The sequence below is a fragment of the Actinoplanes sp. L3-i22 genome (assembly GCF_019704555.1).
Classification (GTDB): domain Bacteria; phylum Actinomycetota; class Actinomycetes; order Mycobacteriales; family Micromonosporaceae; genus Actinoplanes.
Genome location: NZ_AP024745.1, coordinates 2,623,149 through 2,640,621 on the forward strand (window position 1 = coordinate 2,623,149; position 17,473 = coordinate 2,640,621).

The 17,473-nt window shown below is 69.0% G+C and carries 19 protein-coding genes; 12 read left to right on the forward strand and 7 right to left on the reverse strand.

Annotation, left to right across the window (positions count from 1 at the left end):
- Nucleotides 1-17: 17 nt before the first annotated feature.
- On the reverse strand, nt 18-944 hold the full coding sequence (locus L3i22_RS11695; RefSeq protein ID WP_221326985.1) for a hydroxymethylglutaryl-CoA lyase: 927 nt from the start codon (nt 942-944) through the stop codon (nt 18-20).
- A gap of 91 nt (nt 945-1,035) precedes the next feature.
- On the opposite strand from L3i22_RS11695, the gene L3i22_RS11700 reads away from it, so the two are divergent.
- Complete coding sequence (locus tag L3i22_RS11700; protein WP_221326986.1) at nt 1,036-1,710, forward strand: TetR/AcrR family transcriptional regulator; 675 nt, start codon at nt 1,036-1,038, stop codon at nt 1,708-1,710.
- A 90-nt stretch (nt 1,711-1,800) separates the two neighbouring features.
- Complete coding sequence (locus tag L3i22_RS11705) at nt 1,801-2,592, forward strand: SDR family NAD(P)-dependent oxidoreductase (protein WP_221326987.1); 792 nt, start codon at nt 1,801-1,803, stop codon at nt 2,590-2,592.
- Nucleotides 2,593-2,831: 239 nt separating this feature from the next.
- On the opposite strand, the gene L3i22_RS11710 is transcribed toward L3i22_RS11705, so the two are convergent.
- Nucleotides 2,832-3,260 carry a nitroreductase/quinone reductase family protein gene (locus L3i22_RS11710; protein ID WP_221326988.1) on the reverse strand — a complete coding sequence of 143 codons (429 nt, stop codon included), beginning with the start codon at nt 3,258-3,260 and terminating at the stop codon, nt 2,832-2,834.
- 5 nt (nt 3,261-3,265) lie between these two features.
- A complete protein-coding gene (locus L3i22_RS11715; protein ID WP_221326989.1) occupies nt 3,266-4,051 on the reverse strand; it encodes an SDR family NAD(P)-dependent oxidoreductase in 786 nt (261 codons plus the stop codon).
- 116 nt (nt 4,052-4,167) lie between these two features.
- On the opposite strand from L3i22_RS11715, the gene L3i22_RS11720 reads away from it, so the two are divergent.
- From L3i22_RS11720 to L3i22_RS11740, 5 genes are all read left to right on the forward strand, one after another.
- Nucleotides 4,168-4,788, forward strand: coding sequence for a TetR/AcrR family transcriptional regulator (locus tag L3i22_RS11720; protein ID WP_221326990.1), 621 nt, complete (start codon nt 4,168-4,170; stop codon nt 4,786-4,788).
- Between the two features lie 115 nt (nt 4,789-4,903).
- Nucleotides 4,904-5,182 carry a hypothetical protein gene (locus L3i22_RS11725; protein WP_221326991.1) on the forward strand — a complete coding sequence of 93 codons (279 nt, stop codon included), beginning with the start codon at nt 4,904-4,906 and terminating at the stop codon, nt 5,180-5,182.
- Between the two features lie 96 nt (nt 5,183-5,278).
- Entirely contained in the window at nt 5,279-6,055 is a 777-nt protein-coding gene (locus tag L3i22_RS11730; RefSeq protein ID WP_221326992.1) for a hypothetical protein, read from the forward strand.
- A gap of 86 nt (nt 6,056-6,141) precedes the next feature.
- Complete coding sequence (locus L3i22_RS11735; protein ID WP_221326993.1) at nt 6,142-8,256, forward strand: cellulase family glycosylhydrolase; 2,115 nt, start codon at nt 6,142-6,144, stop codon at nt 8,254-8,256.
- 132 nt (nt 8,257-8,388) lie between these two features.
- A complete protein-coding gene (locus L3i22_RS11740; protein WP_221326994.1) occupies nt 8,389-9,261 on the forward strand; it encodes a hypothetical protein in 873 nt (290 codons plus the stop codon).
- A 40-nt stretch (nt 9,262-9,301) separates the two neighbouring features.
- Here the strand turns inward: L3i22_RS11740 and L3i22_RS11745 are convergent, their stop codons facing one another.
- Nucleotides 9,302-10,750: a diguanylate cyclase domain-containing protein gene (locus L3i22_RS11745; RefSeq protein ID WP_221326995.1), complete on the reverse strand. Its 1,449-nt coding sequence runs from the start codon at nt 10,748-10,750 to the stop codon at nt 9,302-9,304.
- 393 nt (nt 10,751-11,143) lie between these two features.
- Nucleotides 11,144-11,284: a hypothetical protein gene (locus L3i22_RS11750; protein WP_221326996.1), complete on the reverse strand. Its 141-nt coding sequence runs from the start codon at nt 11,282-11,284 to the stop codon at nt 11,144-11,146.
- A gap of 1,266 nt (nt 11,285-12,550) precedes the next feature.
- On the opposite strand from L3i22_RS11750, the gene L3i22_RS11755 reads away from it, so the two are divergent.
- Nucleotides 12,551-13,255, forward strand: coding sequence for a helix-turn-helix domain-containing protein (locus L3i22_RS11755; RefSeq protein ID WP_221326997.1), 705 nt, complete (start codon nt 12,551-12,553; stop codon nt 13,253-13,255).
- 108 nt (nt 13,256-13,363) lie between these two features.
- Here the strand turns inward: L3i22_RS11755 and L3i22_RS11760 are convergent, their stop codons facing one another.
- Nucleotides 13,364-13,933 carry an ImmA/IrrE family metallo-endopeptidase gene (locus L3i22_RS11760; protein WP_221326998.1) on the reverse strand — a complete coding sequence of 190 codons (570 nt, stop codon included), beginning with the start codon at nt 13,931-13,933 and terminating at the stop codon, nt 13,364-13,366.
- A 34-nt stretch (nt 13,934-13,967) separates the two neighbouring features.
- Nucleotides 13,968-14,426, reverse strand: a complete 459-nt coding sequence (locus tag L3i22_RS11765) for a helix-turn-helix domain-containing protein (protein WP_221326999.1) — start codon at nt 14,424-14,426, stop codon at nt 13,968-13,970.
- A gap of 250 nt (nt 14,427-14,676) precedes the next feature.
- On the opposite strand from L3i22_RS11765, the gene L3i22_RS11770 reads away from it, so the two are divergent.
- The 4 genes from L3i22_RS11770 to L3i22_RS11785 all read left to right on the forward strand — a co-directional run bounded on the left by L3i22_RS11770 (nt 14,677) and on the right by L3i22_RS11785 (nt 17,469).
- Nucleotides 14,677-15,591, forward strand: a complete 915-nt coding sequence (locus L3i22_RS11770) for an AAA family ATPase (protein WP_221327000.1) — start codon at nt 14,677-14,679, stop codon at nt 15,589-15,591.
- A 134-nt stretch (nt 15,592-15,725) separates the two neighbouring features.
- A complete protein-coding gene (locus tag L3i22_RS11775; protein WP_221327001.1) occupies nt 15,726-16,058 on the forward strand; it encodes a hypothetical protein in 333 nt (110 codons plus the stop codon).
- Nucleotides 16,055-16,576: a hypothetical protein gene (locus L3i22_RS11780; RefSeq protein WP_221327002.1), complete on the forward strand. Its 522-nt coding sequence runs from the start codon at nt 16,055-16,057 to the stop codon at nt 16,574-16,576. The genes L3i22_RS11775 and L3i22_RS11780 overlap by 4 nt, the downstream gene beginning before the upstream one ends.
- Complete coding sequence (locus tag L3i22_RS11785) at nt 16,573-17,469, forward strand: CBASS oligonucleotide cyclase (RefSeq protein WP_221327003.1); 897 nt, start codon at nt 16,573-16,575, stop codon at nt 17,467-17,469. The genes L3i22_RS11780 and L3i22_RS11785 overlap by 4 nt, the downstream gene beginning before the upstream one ends.
- The last annotated feature ends 4 nt before the right edge of the window (nt 17,470-17,473 follow it).

Genomic DNA, 17,473 nt, shown 5'->3' on the forward strand with positions numbered 1-17,473 from the left:
TGCTGCCTCCACGGGGTTCAGGCGCCGGTGAGCGCGGTGACGGCGCGCGACGGGCTGGGCCGGCCCAGGACACCGGCCATCCAGCGGCTGGTCTCGGCGAGTTTGCCCAGGTCGATACCGGTCTCGATGCCCAGGCCGTGCAGCTGCCAGACCAGGTCCTCGGTGGCGAGATTGCCGGTGGCGCTCTTCGCGTACGGACACCCGCCGAGCCCACCGGCCGAGGCGTCCACGGTCGTCACCCCGCGCTGCAGCGCGACCAGCGTGTTGGCCAGTGCCTGCCCGTACGTGTCGTGGAAGTGCACCGCGACGTGCTCCACCGGCGTACCGTCCGCGACCAGGGCGTCGAGCAGCGCTGCGACCCGGCCCGGCGTGCCGACGCCGATCGTGTCGCCCAGGCTGAGCTGCGTGCAGCCGAGCTCCATCAAGCGGCGGGCCACGGCGACGACCTGGGCGATCGGCACCTCGCCCTCCCAGGGATCACCGAAACACATCGAGACGTACGCCCGGACGCCCAGACCCTCAGCACGGGCCCGCTCGACGACCGGGGCGAACATCGTCAGCGACTCGTCGACGGTGCGGTTCAGGTTGCGCCGGGCGAACGTCTCGGTCGCGCTGGCGAACACCGCGATGTCGCGCACCCCCAGTGCCAGGGCCCGGTCCAGCCCACGCTGGTTCGGGACCAGCACCGGGTAGCGGACCCCGTCGGCGAACGTCAGCCGCTCCAGCAGCTGCTCCGCGTCGGCGAGCTGGGGCACCCATTTGGCCGGCACGAAACTGGTCACCTCGACCATCGTGTGCCCGGCGGCCACCAGGCGTTCGACGAACTCCGCCTTGATCTCGACGGGCACGACGGCGGACTCGTTCTGCAGCCCGTCGCGCGGCCCGACCTCGCAGATCGTGACCCGCGACGGGAGGCCGGGAAGGGCGGTGACGCCGTAGTCCACGTCTTCTCCTAGGGATCCGCGTCAGTGGGGATACCCGAACGCTAACTGACCGCTCGTACGGTCAGCAAGTGCACCTTCGTATAGTGGTCGGGTGACCGGCCGAATTCCCCGTGCGAGCTCCCGCGACGCGATTCTGCGAGTGTTCGCCGAGCAGGTGGCCGAGCGGGGTTACGCCGACACCAGCCTGGGCGACGTCGCGGCGGAGCTGGGCCTGAGCAAGGGCACGATCGTCCACCACTTCCGCAGCAAGGAAGCGATGCTCGGCGAGTTGCACGTAGCGTACTTCGGCCGGCGTTTCGCCGAGGCGGACTTCATCGCGGCCGAGCTCGACGATCCGGTCCGGCGGCTGATCGCCATGATCTACGCCCTGCTGAAGGCCCACCGCGACGACCGCGCCGCCAGCCTCGCCTGCCTGCGCGAGCTGGTCCGGTACTTCGAGGGCGAGGTCGCCGAGTACGTTCGCGGCCAGCGGGTCGCGTACACCGAGATCCTGGTCGGCATCCTGCGCGACGGGGTGCGGCAGGGCGTCCTGCACACCGGCGACCCGCGGATGACCGCGCTGCACATCTTCGGCATGTGCAACTACGCCTGGACCTGGTACCGGCCGGACGGCCCGCAGTCCATCGAGCAGATCGCCGCCCAGTTCACCCACGACATCCTCGGCGGCCTCACCCACCCGGCCGGCGACGCCGCCCTGACCGACCGGATCGACGAGGCGATCGCGACGGTCCGCCGGGCCTCGGGCGGCGTGCCCCACCCGGTCTGACCGTTCCGCTTGCTCATCGGATGCTCATCGGGGCACGGCAACCTGGTGATCAGCGCGCCGGACGGCCGGCGGTGATCACGAGGGGGACCCATGGACCTGAGGCTCAGCGGTAAGACGGCATTCATCAGCGGATCCACCCGAGGCATCGGGTACGCGACCGCGAAGGCCCTGGCGGGTGAGGGCGCCGACGTGCTCCTCAACGGCCGCGACCAGGCGAAGCTCACCGAGGCCGTGGCAGCCCTGCGCCGCGAGGTGCCCGGCGCCTCGGTCAGCGGCCTGCCCGCCGACTTCGCGGTCACCGGCGACGTCGACCGGCTGTGCGACCAGCTCCCGGCCGTCGACATCCTGGTCAACAACGTCGGGCTCTTCGAGCTCAAGGACTTCGCGCTGATCTCCGACGACGACTGGCGGCTCTACCACGAGGTCAACGTGCTCAGCGGCGTCCGGCTGGCCCGCCGGCTCCTGCCGGGCATGCTCGACCGGGGATGGGGCCGGATCGTCTTCGTCAGCAGCGAGTCGGGCGTCAACATCCCGGCCAACATGATCCACTACGGCACCTCCAAGGCGGCGATGCTCGCGGTCGGCAACGGCCTGGCGAAGCTCACCAAGGGCACCGCGGTCACCGTCAACTCGGTGCTGGGCGGCCCGACCTATTCCGACGGCGTCGCCGGCACGGTCCGGGCGCTGGCCGGCGCGCAGTCCCTCCCCGAGGAGCAGATGAAGGCCGCGATCATCGGGATGAACCAGACGACCCTGCTGGGCCGCTTCATCGAACCGGCCGAGATCGCGAACGCGGTGACCTTCCTCGCCAGCCCGGTCGCCTCCGCGATCAACGGCTCCGCCATGCGCGTCGACGGAGGCGTCCTGACCTCCCTGCTGTGAGTTACGGCGCGATCGTCTTGCCGGCGAACTCGACGAAGGCGCCGGTGGCCGGGTGGGTGGGCGGCCGCGGCCACACCAGGTGGACGGTCACCGGCTCGGCATCGGTGATCGGCAGGCAGCGTCACCGGGTACGAAATCCGCTGAGCCCGGCGCGCCGGACGGTCCGGTACCCGCGCGGTGATCTTGCTGATGCGGGCCCTGTCGCCGGGGCCCGCATCGCGGTCGGTCAGCGACTCACCTCAGACCTGGTGGTCGGGGAAGGTGATTTCGACGAGGCGGCTCACGCGCAGCCAGTCGGCCAGGTGCGTGGGCTGGGCGATGGTGCCCGGGTTGCTGGGCTGGTTGAGGTCGGCGACGACCTCGGTGAACACCGCCCGGCGCTCGTCCGGGTCGGTGACCGGCCGGGCCCGGGCCCGCAGATCGGCCCGGACACCGTTCTTGAGGTGAACCGTGAAATCGGGGTTGCCCAGCAGGTTCGCGTACCAGCTCGGCGGCCGCAGCAGCCCGCTGTTGAGGTAGAACCGCCCGCGCACCCGGTAGAAGAAGATCTCGATCCGGCGGGGGCGGCCGGTGCGACGGCCGATCGTGGTGATGTCGATGATCCGGGCGCGGGTCGATGACGCGGGGGTCAGCTCCAGCGCCCGGCGGATGGCGGCCTCGGTCGGCATGCGCGTCAGCCGATGCCGGCCGGCAGGGCGGGGCCCAGCAGCAGGCCGCCGTCGAGCACCAGCTCGGTCCCGGTCGCGAACGACGCCTCGGGCGAGGTGAGGTAGAGCAGCGCCGCGCTGACGTCGGCCGGGTCGCCGAGGCGGGGGATCGCGAACGGCGCCGGATCGTAGAAGTCCGAGATCGGCCGCTCGCCCGGCGCGGCCGGCTCGTGGATCAGCCTGGTCGAGATGACCCCGGGGTGGATGGCGTTGACCCGGATGTTGTCCCGGCCCAGTTCGAGGGCGGCGCTCAGGGTCAGACCCCGGATCGCCCACTTGCTGGCGACGTAGGAGGCGTAGAGGGCGGTGCCGCCGTACGCCATCGTCGAGCCGATGTTCACGATCACCCCGCCGCCGGCCCGCCGCATCGCCGGGGTGACGGCCCTGATCCCGAGGAACTGCCCGGTCACGTTGACGGTGAGCGCGCGTTCCCAGAGGCTCAGGTCGGTCGACTCGATCGGGGCGGCCGGATTCTGCACGCCCGCGTTGTTGACCACGATCGTCAGCCCGCCGAAGGTTTGTTCGGTCGCGGCGACGGCGGCCGTCCAGTCCGCTTCGCGGGCCACGTCGAGCCGCACCGCGAGTGCGCGTCCGCCCAGCTCCGCGGCGATTTCCGTGGCCTTGCTCAGGCCGCCGGCGGTGCTGCCGATGACGACGTTCGCGCCCTCGGCGTGGTAGGCCCGGACGTGGCTCTCGCCGAGTCCGCCGGTGCCGCCGGTGATCAGGGCGGTCTGGTTGGTGAAGCGTGGCATGGCGAGTCCTTCGAGCGGTGGAGTGGTGAGCTGACCGGCTCACCTCGCCACCAAAGATACGAAGACAAGAGTGGTGAGTCAAGTGACTCACCTCGCCATCCGGCATACTGGTGCCCATGAGCACCGAGCCCTCGGCGTACCACCGGCGCGTCGCGGAAGAGAAGCGCGCGGCCATCATCGAGGCCGCCACCGGCCTGTTCCTGGCCGCCGGTTACGACGGCACCTCGCTCGCGAAGATCGCGGAGGCGGCCGGGGTCTCGAAGGCCACCCTGTTCAAGCAGTTCCCCACCAAGGCGGCGCTCTTCGACGCGATCGTGACCGGGTCCTGGCAGGTCGAGGCCGCCGACGGCCCGGAGCCGTCGGCCGGGGACCTGCGCTCCGGGCTGACCACCATCGGTCACCGGTACGTCGAGCTGCTCACCCGCCCCGGCATGACCGCGCTGTTCCGCATCGTCATCGCCGAGCTGCCGCGCTTCCCGGAGCTGGGCGAGGCCCAGTTCAGCCGCGGCAAGATGCCGTACTTCGAGTCGGTCAGCCGCTACCTGGCCGCCGCCGCCGAGGCCGGCTCCGCGAAGGTCGGCGACCCCGACCTCGCCGCGACCCAGTTCCTCGGGATGATCTCCAACTTCGTCTTCTGGCCCACCCTGCTGCTCACCGACTGGGCCCCCGCCCGCTCCGCGATCGACCAGGCCGTGGCCGAGGCGGTCACCACGATGACCGCCCGCTACGGAATCTGACCCGGCGCGCCGGGCCGCCCCGGGTCCGGACCCGGGGCGGCAGTCGCCCGACGTCACCCGGTGGGGTCTCGCGGGTCGCCCCTGGCCGGGCGTTTCACTACGTACTGTGGACGACATGATCAAGGACGAGGCGCGCGGCGTGTTCCGCCGCTGCCTGCCCGTCCTCCTGGCGTTCCTGCTGGCCGTCGCCGGCGTGACGCCGGTCGCCCGGCCGGAGCCCGGCCGTGTCGTCCCCGCCGGGGAGCAGCACGAAGCCCGCACCGAGCCGGCCAGCGATTCCGCCGCCGACGACCAGCGGGCCGCGATCGTGGTCACCGACCGCGAGCAGGTCCTGACGGCGCAGCACACCGTTTCGGTCGGTGTCTCCCGCGCGCCGCCCGTCACCGCCGTTTAAGCACGCATCGAAGGCGGACCATCCGCCGTACTTGCTCAGCGCGTCGACGGCCGGAGGCCGTCCGCCTCCGTTTCTCTCCCGTAAGGACTCCCGACGGTGAACCTCCTGTCGCAGACACTGCTGACCGACTCGACGACCCTGGTGATCATCTGGATGATGCTGATGGTGGCCGCGCTTCCGGCCATGATGCTGCTGGCGAATCCGCAGTCGGTGCACCGCCCCGGCCAGCTGGCGATGGCCGCCGTCGACCTGCTGCGCGCCCACCTCGAGGCCCGCGAGCAGGCCCGGCGCGAGGCTGCGGCCGCGGTGCGGTTCGCCGGCCAGGCAAAGATCGCGGCGGTACGGGCGGAGCAGGCGCTCAGCCATCGGCAGCAACTCTGGCACGAGGCCGGACAGCACACCGGCGACACCTGGCTGAGCTGGCAGGCGGCCGAGCAGCGGGTGACCCGGGCCCGTACCGCGTCGGCGTTCACCGCGTCCCCGGCCGCGCAGGCGGCGGTCGAGTTCACCGACCGGGAACGTTTCCTGCACCGCAGCGTGCACGCGGCGGTGCGCCGAGGCGACCTGCCGGCCTCCGCGCTACCGGCCGCGATGGCCGCCCGGGACGGCTGGAACCCACGCCTGCACCCGGTCGACCAGGAGTTGGCCCTGCTCCGCGCGGTCGCCGAGCACCGCCGGCACCGCCACCGCCAGGCCACCGCCGCCGAACACTCCGCCTGGCAGAACATCCTGCAAGCCACCGCGACCCGCGACCGTCTGCACACCGAAGCCCTCGCTGCCGCCCACCATGCCGCCCGGCACCCGCTACGCCCCGGCCGCGCACATCGGACCGTCCCGGCGCCCCGCCCGGCCTGGACCCATCAACCGGCCTGATCCGCTCCTCCCGACGACCGCGATCAACATCTTGATACGGTTCGATGTCGTCCGGCGGGGGTCCGGGCAGCATCGGGGGAGTAGCAGTGCGGCGGATTTCCGCGTGGAGCATCATCCCGGTCGTGGCGGCCGCGATCATCGGCGTCGCCCCGCCGGCCCGGGCGGACGCCGACCCGTACGCCTTCACCTCGGCCGACGTCGGTTTCATCGACGGCGCTGACACCGAGGGACGCCCGGACCGGATCGCGGCGATGGACGACTACCTCGGCGACAAGAAGCCGATCATCCGCCTCGACCTGCAATGGGACCAGGTCCAGCCGACCAGCGACGGCGCACCGAACTGGCAGCGGCTGGACCAGACCGTCGACGCCGCCTACGCCCGCGGCGTACGCGTGCTGCTGATCCTCGACTACACGCCGAGCTGGGCCAACGGCGGCAAGGAACCGAACTGGCTACCGGCCGACGACGAGACCTGGACGACGATCGTCCGGCAGACGGTGGCCCACTTCGGCCCCAAGGTGCAGGCGTACGAGATCTGGAACGAGCCGAACTACGTACGGTTCGCCAGCTACGGCGACAACAGCACCACGGCCCGGATGCAGCGCTACTGGGAGCTGGTCGAGGCCGCCTACCCCGAGATCCACGCCGCCTGCCCCGGCTGTGCGGTGCTGGCCGGTGGCTCCGGCGGCGGTGACGCCTACGAGAAGGACGGCGTCATCTACAACGACAACGAGGCCATCGACTGGCTCGACTACGGATACCGCAGCGGCGGGGCCAGGTTCATGGACGCCGTCGCCTACCACCCGTATCCCGACTGGGGCGGCGGCAACCTCCCGTCGTACGCGCAGGATCCGTGCACCGGCACGGTCAACTGGTACCGCTACTGGTCCGGGTTCGGGCCGGACGACCCGACCTGCGGTGGCCTGGCCGCGCTGCGCGACGTGATGGTGCGCAACGGCGACGCGGACAAGAAGATCTGGGGCACCGAGTTCGGGTTCCCGACCCAGGGCTCGCGGCAGCCGCAGTCCGCGGAGCGGGTCCGGGACGCCCTCGAGGAGGGGGTGCGGATGTGGCGCTCACGCCCGTACACCGGACCGCTCTTCATCTATTCCTTCCAGGACACCGCGGCCGACAACGAACTGTGCGTGCGGAACCCGGCCGACGGCGAGTGCCACTTCGGCCTGCGGGACAGCGCCGGCCGGCCGAAGGAACCGATCTACAGCGACCTGCGCGCGGTGCTCGACGGCGAGAACTGGCTGCCCACGCTCGCCCCGGGCCGCTCCCTGTTCCGCGGCGCGGCACTGAAGTCCGCCAACGGTCAGTACACGCTCTGGATGCAGGCGGACGGCAACCTGGTTCTGTACGACCTGCGCGGCACTACCGCGAAAGCCGTCTGGGTGCAGGGCAGCCAAAAGGCCTACCGGCTCACCGACCAGCCGGACGGCAACCTGGTCCTCTACGACTACGCCGACCGTCCACTGTGGGCCACCGGCACCGAAGGCCGCGGCGCCTCGCCACTGCGCCTGGGCGACGACGGTGCGCTGGTGCTGCAACCGGCGAACCAGACCGAGCCGAGCTGGAACTCCAGCGACCTGTTCGCCAGCGGGGTCGAGACGTTCCAGGCGGGCAACGCCTGGACCAACTCGGTCTCCAGCACGGCGCCCGGCGGCGGCCTGCGCAACGTCGGCGGCATCACCGGCACGCTGACCGGCCCGGAACTGCTCAACGGGACCAGCCCGACCGGCGCGCACTCCGGCGGGCGGGTGCTGATGTACTCCGGCAAGGACACCAGCGCGAGCACGTCGTACGCGTACACCCGGGTCTTCGGTTTCGGCGACCTGCCGATCACCTCGACCACCCGGCTGTCCTACTGGATCTACCCGCAGAGCAGTACGACCAGCTGGGGCCTGGCCACCGGCACCAACAGCTCGTGCGTCGCGATCGACCTGATCCTGGTCAACCCGGCCACCGGCGCCCGCACCAGCCTGCGCGACTCCGGCGCCAAGGACCAGCGCGGCAACCGGGCCCACCCGGCGTACCAGTGCGGCAAACTCACCCTCGACACCTGGAACCTGGTCAGCGTCCCCCTCGGCGCCGTCGCCGCCGGCAAGACGATCGCCCAGCTGGACATCGGTTACGACCAGGCCGCCGCGACCGGCGGCTACCGCGGCTACGTCGACGACATCCGCATCACCCGCTGACCCCACCTCGGCTCGGCGAGCACGCAGGCCTGGGGTAGGGCCAGCTATACCCCACAGGTAGTGCAGCCTCACCCGGTTGTGCTACCTCCTGCGCCATCGCGCTCCGAATGGTTCCTTCTCTAGCGTCGCCCTATGCGATTCCCATCGACCACGACAACCGGTGCCGCCGAATCAGCACCGGGTTCCGGCCGCAAGACCATTCGACTGCATTCGATTTCCGTCGTCGGGTCGCTGCTGGCGGCCGGCGCAGTTCTGGTGACAGCATTCGTGCTCGGTCCCGCCGCCCTCCTGAGACCCCATTTCGGGGCTTACAACAACGACGAGGTACGGCGGGACGCCATCGGCCGTGCTCTCGTCGAGTATTGGCGAAGCGGAGCCCCGGAGTTCCCCGCCCGCCTGACGACACTGGTCGACTACTGGTTCCAATGGCATGTGATCAAGGTGGTGATCAGCACGTTGCTGGTCATTGTCCTCACCCTGCTCAGCATCGCGCTGTGGCGGCGATACCTGCGGGTCCGGGCCGGGTACGCGGTGGTTGCCACGGCCGCGACGGTGTTGACGGTTCTCGCCGTGGGAGTGCTGTCGGTGAACATCCAGGTGGCGGTCGTACCGTTGATCGCCTTGCTGCCGCTGCTACCCGGTAGAACCGCCGACGGAAAGCTCGCACAGGTTTTGGGTGAGATGCGCGAAGGTCTGGCGGAATCGGCCGGCCCGCACGCCGGCTCCCCCGCGCTGACGGTATTGCTCGGCGAGGCGGAGCGATACCTGTGGGTCGGTGTGGCGATCTCCGCCCCGCTGATGGTGGCAACCGCCCTGGCGAGCGCCCATTTCTGGAAGCGGCGTTTCGCCGGTGACCCGAGCGCCACCCGCGTCAGATTCATGCACAGCACACTTGGTGTGATCACGGCCCTGACCGCAGGTCTGCTGCTGCTCCTGTCGGTGGCCGGCGCCCTCGCGGCGCGGGAACCCGCCACCTGGCTGCACGGCGTCATCGGTGCGAGCTGACACCGCTCCGCCGCGCCGGACGCGGCTCACCTCCGACGGGTCAGGACGCCGTCGGCGCAGCGTGCCGGCGCCGTCCCCGGTTGTGCCGTTTGACCTCGTACATCCTGGTGTCGGCGGCGGCCATCAGATCGTCCGCGCCGGTTTCCGGACCGCCCGTCGCGACGCCGACGCTGGCGCCGATGGTCACGAGCCGGCCCGGCAGGGCGAAGGGCAGTCCCATGTCCGCCATGAGCTGCCCGGCCCGGGTTCGGGCGTCCGCCGCGTCGGTGACCCCGGGCAGGATCGCGGCGAATTCGTCTCCGCCGAGCCGGCCCAGCAGGTCCTGATCGCGCAGGCCGGCCCGCAGCCGTTGGGCGGCGGCCACCAGGAGCGCGTCGCCGGCGGCGTGGCCGTGACCGTCGTTGACCGCCTTGAAGCCGTCCAAGTCGATGAAGAACAGCGCCACGACCTGCCCGGCGGCAGCGTCCCGGAGCGCCGTCTCCAGCACCCGCAGCACCTCCGCGCGGTTCGGCAGGCCGGTCAGTGGATCGTGTGCCGCCGCGTGGGCGAGCCGGGCCTGCTGGGCTCGCCGGTCGCTGATGTCGCGCTGGTTCGAGACGATGCCACGTACGGCCGGATGGTCGAGGGCGTTGCGCAGGGTGACCTCGTGCCAGTGCCAGGTGCCGTCGCGGTGCGCGACCCGCAGTTCGAGGCGCCCCTGGCTGTCGGCGCCGGCGTCGGCGACGTCGGCCAGGGCGGCGCGGGCCCGCTCCTGGTCGTCCGGGTGGAACAGATCGAGATAGGCGGTGTGCAGCAGGTCGTCGGCGTCCCAGCCGCTGACCCGGCGCACGGCGGCGCTGACGTGGGTGAGCCGGCCACCGGCGTCGATCACGGCCACCACGTCCGAGGAGTCCTGCACCAGTGCCCGGTATCGTTCCTCGGTGCGTTCCAGGGCGAGCCCGGCCCGCTCGGCCCGGGCCGCGCTGAGCCCGAGATTGCTCAGTCCGAAACCACCCAGGAGCAGGAGGATGGCGGCGGCGCCGTGCGAGTGGGCCGGGGCCACCACCGACGGTACGACGCCGAGTTGGACGGCGACCTGGATCGCCACGGTCGCCAGTACCGTGATCACGGTTGCCGGGCGCCAGGCGCGGGAGCCGCTCCAGCCGATGTGCGGGGTGCCGATCAGGATCACGGCCGCGGGCAACAGGAAGCCCCAGCCGGCCAGGGCCAGCACCACGCCGAGCAGCGCGGTGGCGCACACCAGCCGAAGTACGACTCGGTTGTGCAGATGGCCGCCGCCGAGCCGACGCTGGAACCGCTCACTGCCGGACGCGCCGAACAGGGTGGCCAGGGTGGCCACCGGCAGCGGCGATCCGAGGATCGCACCGTGCCGTTCGCCCCACACCGCCAGCGCCCAGACCGTGAGGAACAGGAGCGGCGCGCCCACCCAGAGCGGGACGACGTCGGTCGTCGGAATCGCGCCGAGTGCCCGCGGCCGCGCATGCGTCACGTCGCTCCTTCGCCACCGGGACCGGTCACGCCAGTTATCGGATGGCCGGAGCCGGATCTGAGGAGATGGGTCAGCGGCAGGTAGAAGTCAACGGCCGGTCGCCGGCAGCCCGGCCGTTCGTCCTGGCGACCGCGATCGCTACCTGAGCCCGGCGGTGATGACTTCCACGGAAGCCTTGAATGCCTCGATCGCCTCCGCCCGGTACTGCGGCTTCTTGTCCCGTCAACGTTTTGTCCAGTGCGTCAAAGACCGCGCTGAGTTCGGCCTCCGTGGCTCGTTGGACAGTGGACACTGCCGGCGACGGCGGCGTCGACTCACCGTTCCCGGGGTCGGCGGGCGAGTCGCAGCCCGCCAGAAGGATCATGACGACTGCGCCGGTCACCATTCGTCTCATCAGCGGGTCTGCTCCGTCTCGTAGTCGGGACCGTTCGGGTCGTCGTCGCCGGGGGTCGTGTCGCTGACGTCCGAGGACGCACCAGGAACGTGCACCTGCCGGCCGCTGCGGTCGGTGTCCCCGGCCCAGTCTTGGTACACGCCGATGACGATCGGCACTGACGACGTGAGTCGCAAGAGCGGAGGTAGAGCCGGAATCGGTGATCAGGTTTCGCTCGGCTCCGGACCCCATCAGGCTGTGGCGATCCCGAACCCGATGTGCTGCCGCAGGCTTGATCCGGACGATCCGGCGGTCGGTCACGGAGCGGATCAAGGAGACGCAGAGGCCTATCAGCAGATGAGTCTGCGGCCGACCTATGCCCCGAAAACCAAAACGGTGCGTGCTGATGTCGATCTCAGCACACACCGTAGGGATTTGGTACGTGTCCGGAGATCGACACAGACCAATGCCCTACCGATCCTATCTATAACTATCTCACTGTAGTAGGGATCCGGGAACGCCGTCCGAGTGGGTTCACTCGGACGGCGTTTTCGTATGGCCTCTGTGAACTCAAGTGGAAGAGTACGGCCAGGGCTGGCGGGGAGCTGGGGCGACAGGGCCAGCGGGGAAGCGAGAACGCGGATTGTCGTCGCTGATACTCGATTCGAGCCCGCCCGTATCGCAGATAACGGGCGGGCTCGAACCCGGTGGGCCGTGTGGGGCTCGAACCCGGTGGGCCGTGTGGGGCTCGAACCCGGTGGGCCGTGTGGGGCTCGAACCCGGTGGGCCGTGTGGGGCTCGAACCCGGTGGGCCGGATGTGGCACAACCCGAACCGTATTCACGCTGCTCAGGGGCCGATCGTGACCCTGACGGCCGTACGCCGACGCCTACCCTGACCAGCTCACCGACAGCCACCCGCCGCAGCGCCGTCCGCTGGACCCGATCCGCGAACAGCATCGGTGCTGCGGCCCCGACCACTCCCGGTGGATCATGACAGCCAAGGCAGTCACTGCCCGCCGGTGGTCCTCCGCCGACGACCGATATGCGGCGCTTGGCTCCCCGCATACCCAGAACAACGAAAGCATGGCCGCGCGGGAACGAGACCCGCCTTACCGGACACGCGACCAAGTCCAGATCTGCCATCCAGATTGCCCGTTGAGGCCGCATGTCGAGGCACTAGCGCACCGAGGTCTACGCCTCGCCCCCGTCTTCCCGACGGATACGCTCGTACTGGCGATCTGCGGCGTCTATGAAGGCTTTGCCGACTGCGTGCAGGACGCCGGGAACGACGCGACGGGTGATGTCACGGAAGATCGGGTTTTCCGGGCGGCGGGCGCCAGGGTCGCTAGAGGAAGACATCGTCATGTCTCGTAGACTGACACGGCTGGCTGCTGCGACGCAAGAGGACTCCTGTATTCTTCTCTCCATGGTTGATTACGAGGGTCCGCTCCAAGTTGCGGCGGGGACGCCGGGCAACCATCGCTTCGGCGCGATACTCAAGAGCCTGCGCGAGCGCAGCGGCCTTAGCCCTCAGCAGCTGGCGGATCAGACGGGAGTGCACGTCTCGTTCGTCCGGGGCATCGAGCGGGGCGCTCAGGCACCGTCGGTGGCGACGGCCCGGCCGCTGCTCGCGTACCTGGGGGACCAGGACCGGATCCGATGGCTGGACGGAGATCCCTGCGACCTGCTGGTCCGCGACCCAGAGTCCGGGCGGGATGTCGCCTTCACGTTCCAGGCAAAGGTAAAGGGCCAGAACCGGCGAGCCTCCGAGGTCGTGGCCCTCACTGCATCGACCGTCGCGGAAAACCCCGGGCTCCTGGCTCTCGTTGGAGCGCTGGCCGCGGTGCTGGCGCGAAAGCCGGCCCTCGGAAGTGCCCTGGCGTCTATGGGGATGGAGGCAGTGAAGTCGCGGACGACGTGGACAAGATCCGAAGCCGCGGAGTCAACCTCACCCTCGATGGCCGAAGCGAAACCCTCGATGGCCGAAGCGAACGACGGTGTCTCGGATCAGTCCGCACCTGCTGACGGCGACAGGTGGCGCAGGGTGATGGTGCTGCTCGCCGCGGCGGACGACGACCTGCTGGCGAGAGTGGAAAGACTACTTGCTGACCAGCTAGTAGCAGATTCCTAGTGCAGCGTCATGCGGTGCGACGCTTTCGCGAGCACTATCACTGATGAAGGTGCGCCGTCTCCCACTGGCGCAGGGCGTTCCTCGGGCCGAAGGCCACGCGGCAACCTTCTATCGTGGACTCCGGCCGGCGCGGGAACGTTGGACTTGCAGGAGTACACCACTCGCGTTCAGGCGATATCTGGCCATAGGGACACTTACCTGATGTTTTTCCGCGATCAGGTCGGGAGTTGAGGCGGCGTATGCCTCTCGAAGCAGCAGCGGCCTGGGTAGAAGCAGGCAGCCGGCGAGCCAGTTCGCCTCCTCTTCCTGTTCGGGGTTGCAGGTGAAAAAGGTGTGACCGGCAAGCTGCTGAATCTCTCGGATCTCATGGTTGAGGATCACGTGCGCGATTTCATGTGCAATGTCGCTGTTGGTACGCCCGGTCTCGCTGAGCGGGTTGCAGACGATGACAGTCCGGCCGCCGGGCAGGTGGAACGTCGCCGCCGAGAACGCACCGGGTTGCAGCTCGTCGAGTTCCTCAAGGTCTGCACGGTCGACGAGATCGTCGGCGGGATGAATCTCGATGTGGAGATGCGCCGCGAGCTTGCGGATCGGCATATGGGCGTGCGGTTGAAGCCCGAGCTCAACCCGGGTGCGGTCGGCCAGTCTTTCAGCCTCGGTCTTAAAACCTCTTCGCATCAGAGCGCCTACCTCGCCCGCCTCAATATTCGTCTCATGGCATGGATTCCAGCTTCTGCTGCATCTGTTCAAGCAGGCCGGAGAGTTTGCGTGAGGCTTCTGGCTTGAACGTCGCCGATGCCCGAAGGTGCACGCGTATCGGCCGTTCCACAGTGGCGAAGCTGGTGTACAGCTCGCGGACAAGCCCGGCGATCTTCTCGGCAGCCGCATCAGTCAGGTTCGGGTCCCGGGCAAGGTGGTGCGCGATCAGCTCCGGGGTGTTCTCGGTCCGAATCCGAGGCGGCTGGAAGAACCGCTCAGGCGACAGGCCGAGCCAGTGCACGATGCGCCGGAAGTTCGCGAGGTCGGGAAGGTCACCCTTCTCTACACGCGCCAACGTGTTGAACGGCACTTCGGCCTGCTCGGCTGCGACACGCAGGCTAAGACGGCCTCGCTTGAGGCGCTCGGCATGCACGAGCCGTCCCAACAGTTCGATGTCGATCGGGTCGCTCACCTACACCTCCATCGCCGAGCGCAACCGGTTGTTGAGATCAAAATATCTCTTCTGCCAATTGGCGCATACCCGAGGGCCGACACATGTCCAGCGCGCACCCAACCCAATCAGTTTGTACCTCGATCGGTACATCCCGTAGAGTCTTCCGCGTCAAGCGTAGCTCGACGCGTCTGCGCGTCGGGCTACGTCCATGCGCCAGCCGACGCGGGAGGGGTGTCAGCTGGCGCTCGTTGCAGATTTGGGGGGAACCATGACGCACAGTCTTCGCGGGTCAGAAGTCCGGCGGCTGCCGGACGAGGCGGCACCAGGGGTAGCTGATACGCGGCTGTTGCCGAACGACGCCTTCGCCGCCGCCTGGTCGGCGATCGTGTTGCCGGACGGGATGAAACAGCGGTTGCTACGGACGGCGGTCGCCGAAGCGCATCTGCGCGCGGCAGTTCCGTTCGACGCGCTGCCGCTTCACGGGGTCATTCTGCTCACGGGCAAACCCGGCGTCGGCAAAACGACGATGGCACGGGGTCTGGCCAACCAGGTGGCCCGCACCATCCCGACCGCTTCCGAGTGGTTGTTCGTCGAGGTCGATCCGCACAGCCTCGCCAGTTCGTCGTTGGGACGCAGTCAGCGCGCGGTGGAGCAGTTGTTCGGCACCCTGCTTCACGAACACGCCGCCGTCGGCCCGATGATCGTGTTGCTCGACGAGGTGGAGACCCTGTTCACCGACAGGGCAGCGCTGTCGATGGAGGCTAACCCGATCGACGTGCACCGGGCGGTAGACGCCGCGCTCGTCGGGCTCGACCGACTCGCCCGGCGCCACCCGCAAATGCTGATCCTGGCGACGACTAACTTCAGCGACGCGCTCGACCCCGCGCTGGCCTCGCGCGCGGACTGGATCGTCGAAGTACCGTTGCCGGATCGCGCTGCCCGGCGACAGATTCTCGAACTCACCGCTGCGGCGGTCGCCGCCGCGTTCCCCGGAGCGAGTCGGCTGCTGGAACCCGCGCTGCTGGACGCGGCGGCTAAGGACTCGGAAGGCCTCGACGGCCGCCGGCTACGCAAAGCCGTCGCCGCCGCCTGCGCCTACCGGCCGGAGGTGCAGGGCGATCCCGATCGGGTTACCGGCCAGGATCTGCTGGCGGTACTACGCGATGAAGGCGGTCACCGATGAGCGTCGCATCACGGCAAGTGCCGTCCGTGCCTGTACGCACGTCGGTCTCGACCTGGAACACGATCATCGACCTTCTCACCCCACCGGGTGCCAGCGCTCGCACTGACTTGGTGGCGGTCACGAGCACAGTGGCCATGCTGATCGCCGAGGAGTACACCGGCGAGGCTCCCATCGTGGTGATGCCAACCGCGGGAGACCGGGTACGGGTCTACACGCTGCACGGCTCCGCCGCAGTCGAAGGCGAGAACCCAGCGGCCCTGGCGACCTGGCCACTGGCCGAGCCTGGCTGGCGAATTTCGCTACCGTGCGGCGCGGTCGACCTAGACGAGGCCCGTGCCGCGTTGGGTTCCTATCCGCATTTCGAGGTTCGGGACCTCACCGAAGGCATCGCCACGGTGAGTGCGGTGTCGCAGCAAGGAGCCAGCGAACGTGTCGTGATCGACTACACGGAACTGGAGCGATCGTGACCACGGCCGTACGCGTCAACACCCACGCTCACGCGACCACGCATGTCGCGACGAACATGCTGCGCGGGATGAAGCAGATCATCCAGCAGAGCGGCCTGAGCATCACCAAGATTCGGGGTCAGTGGGAGGTGCTGGAGGCCGGTATCGCTGCGTGGCTCAACTCCGGCCACCTCAAAGGCCTCGTGCTGGAAATCTACGACCCGGGTAAGCGCGTTGGTGACGATCTAGTAGGACGATTCGACTTCACCATCGACTACAGCTACTACGGCGACGGCGACGGCGAGTTGTGGCTGGACCCGGACACCGTCTCCTACACGGTGCTCAAGAACGGCTCCTACCCGTCGCGCTGCAACTACCGGCTGATCGCCGACACCGCCCCCGGTTACCCGTCGGTGGACGGCTGGTCCAATACCACTCTCCGCTCGACCGCCGGGTTCACCCGGCACTCCGTCGGGACCGCCATCGGCGGCGGCAGCCTCGGCGCTGGCCTGCACTACTACACCAGGAGCAACGGATGATCAGCGTCAACGACGCGTTTTACAAGTTCCGCACCAACCTGGAGACCACCGCCAGCGAGGATGCGTCCGCGAGCGCCCGACAGAAGCGTATCCGTGAACAGCTCGACGCCGACGACACCCTCGACATCATCCGGGACTTCCTCACCGGCGCCTATCGCCGGCACACGAAGACCAAACCGCTGCGTGACGTCGACATCATGATCGTGCTGGGCAACACCGAATACCTCGACAGGCATCCCCACGACATCCTCGAAGTCGTCCGGGCCGCCCTGGTCCCCTACTACGGCGAAGCTCGTGTCATCTGCGACCGGCGCGCCGTCCGGGTGGACTTCGGGGTCCGCGTTGTCGACGACGTCAGCGACGCTGACGAGGTGGTGTCGTTCGACGTCGTACCCGCCTTCGTCAACGGCGACCACTACCTGATCCCCGATGACGTCACCGGGGAGTGGGTGCACACCAACCCAGAACTGCATCGCGAGGCGGCTCGGGACGCCAACGGGGCCTTCGCGGAGCAGTGGAAGCCTCTCGTCAAAATGATCAAGAAGTGGAACGAGATCGCTGGCCATCCGGTCGAGCCGTCCTTCCTCATCGAAGTGATGGCCCTGGAACTAATCACCGGGCCGTGGACCGGCAGCCATCCTCGAGAACTCCGGCAGTTCTTCGCCAGCGCCGCCAGCCGCATCGACGAGGGCTGGCCCGACCCGGCCCATATCGGGCCCGACATCTCCGACGTCTTAGACGGTGACAAGGTGAAGATGAACAATGCCCGCACGGCACTGCGCACGGCTGAGGCCGCCTGCACGGTAGCGATCAACCTCGACCGGACCGGGCGCACCGGCGAGGCCCTGAACGCCTGGCGTGCCCTGTTCGGACCGCTGTTCCCGCTCTCGTGACGGG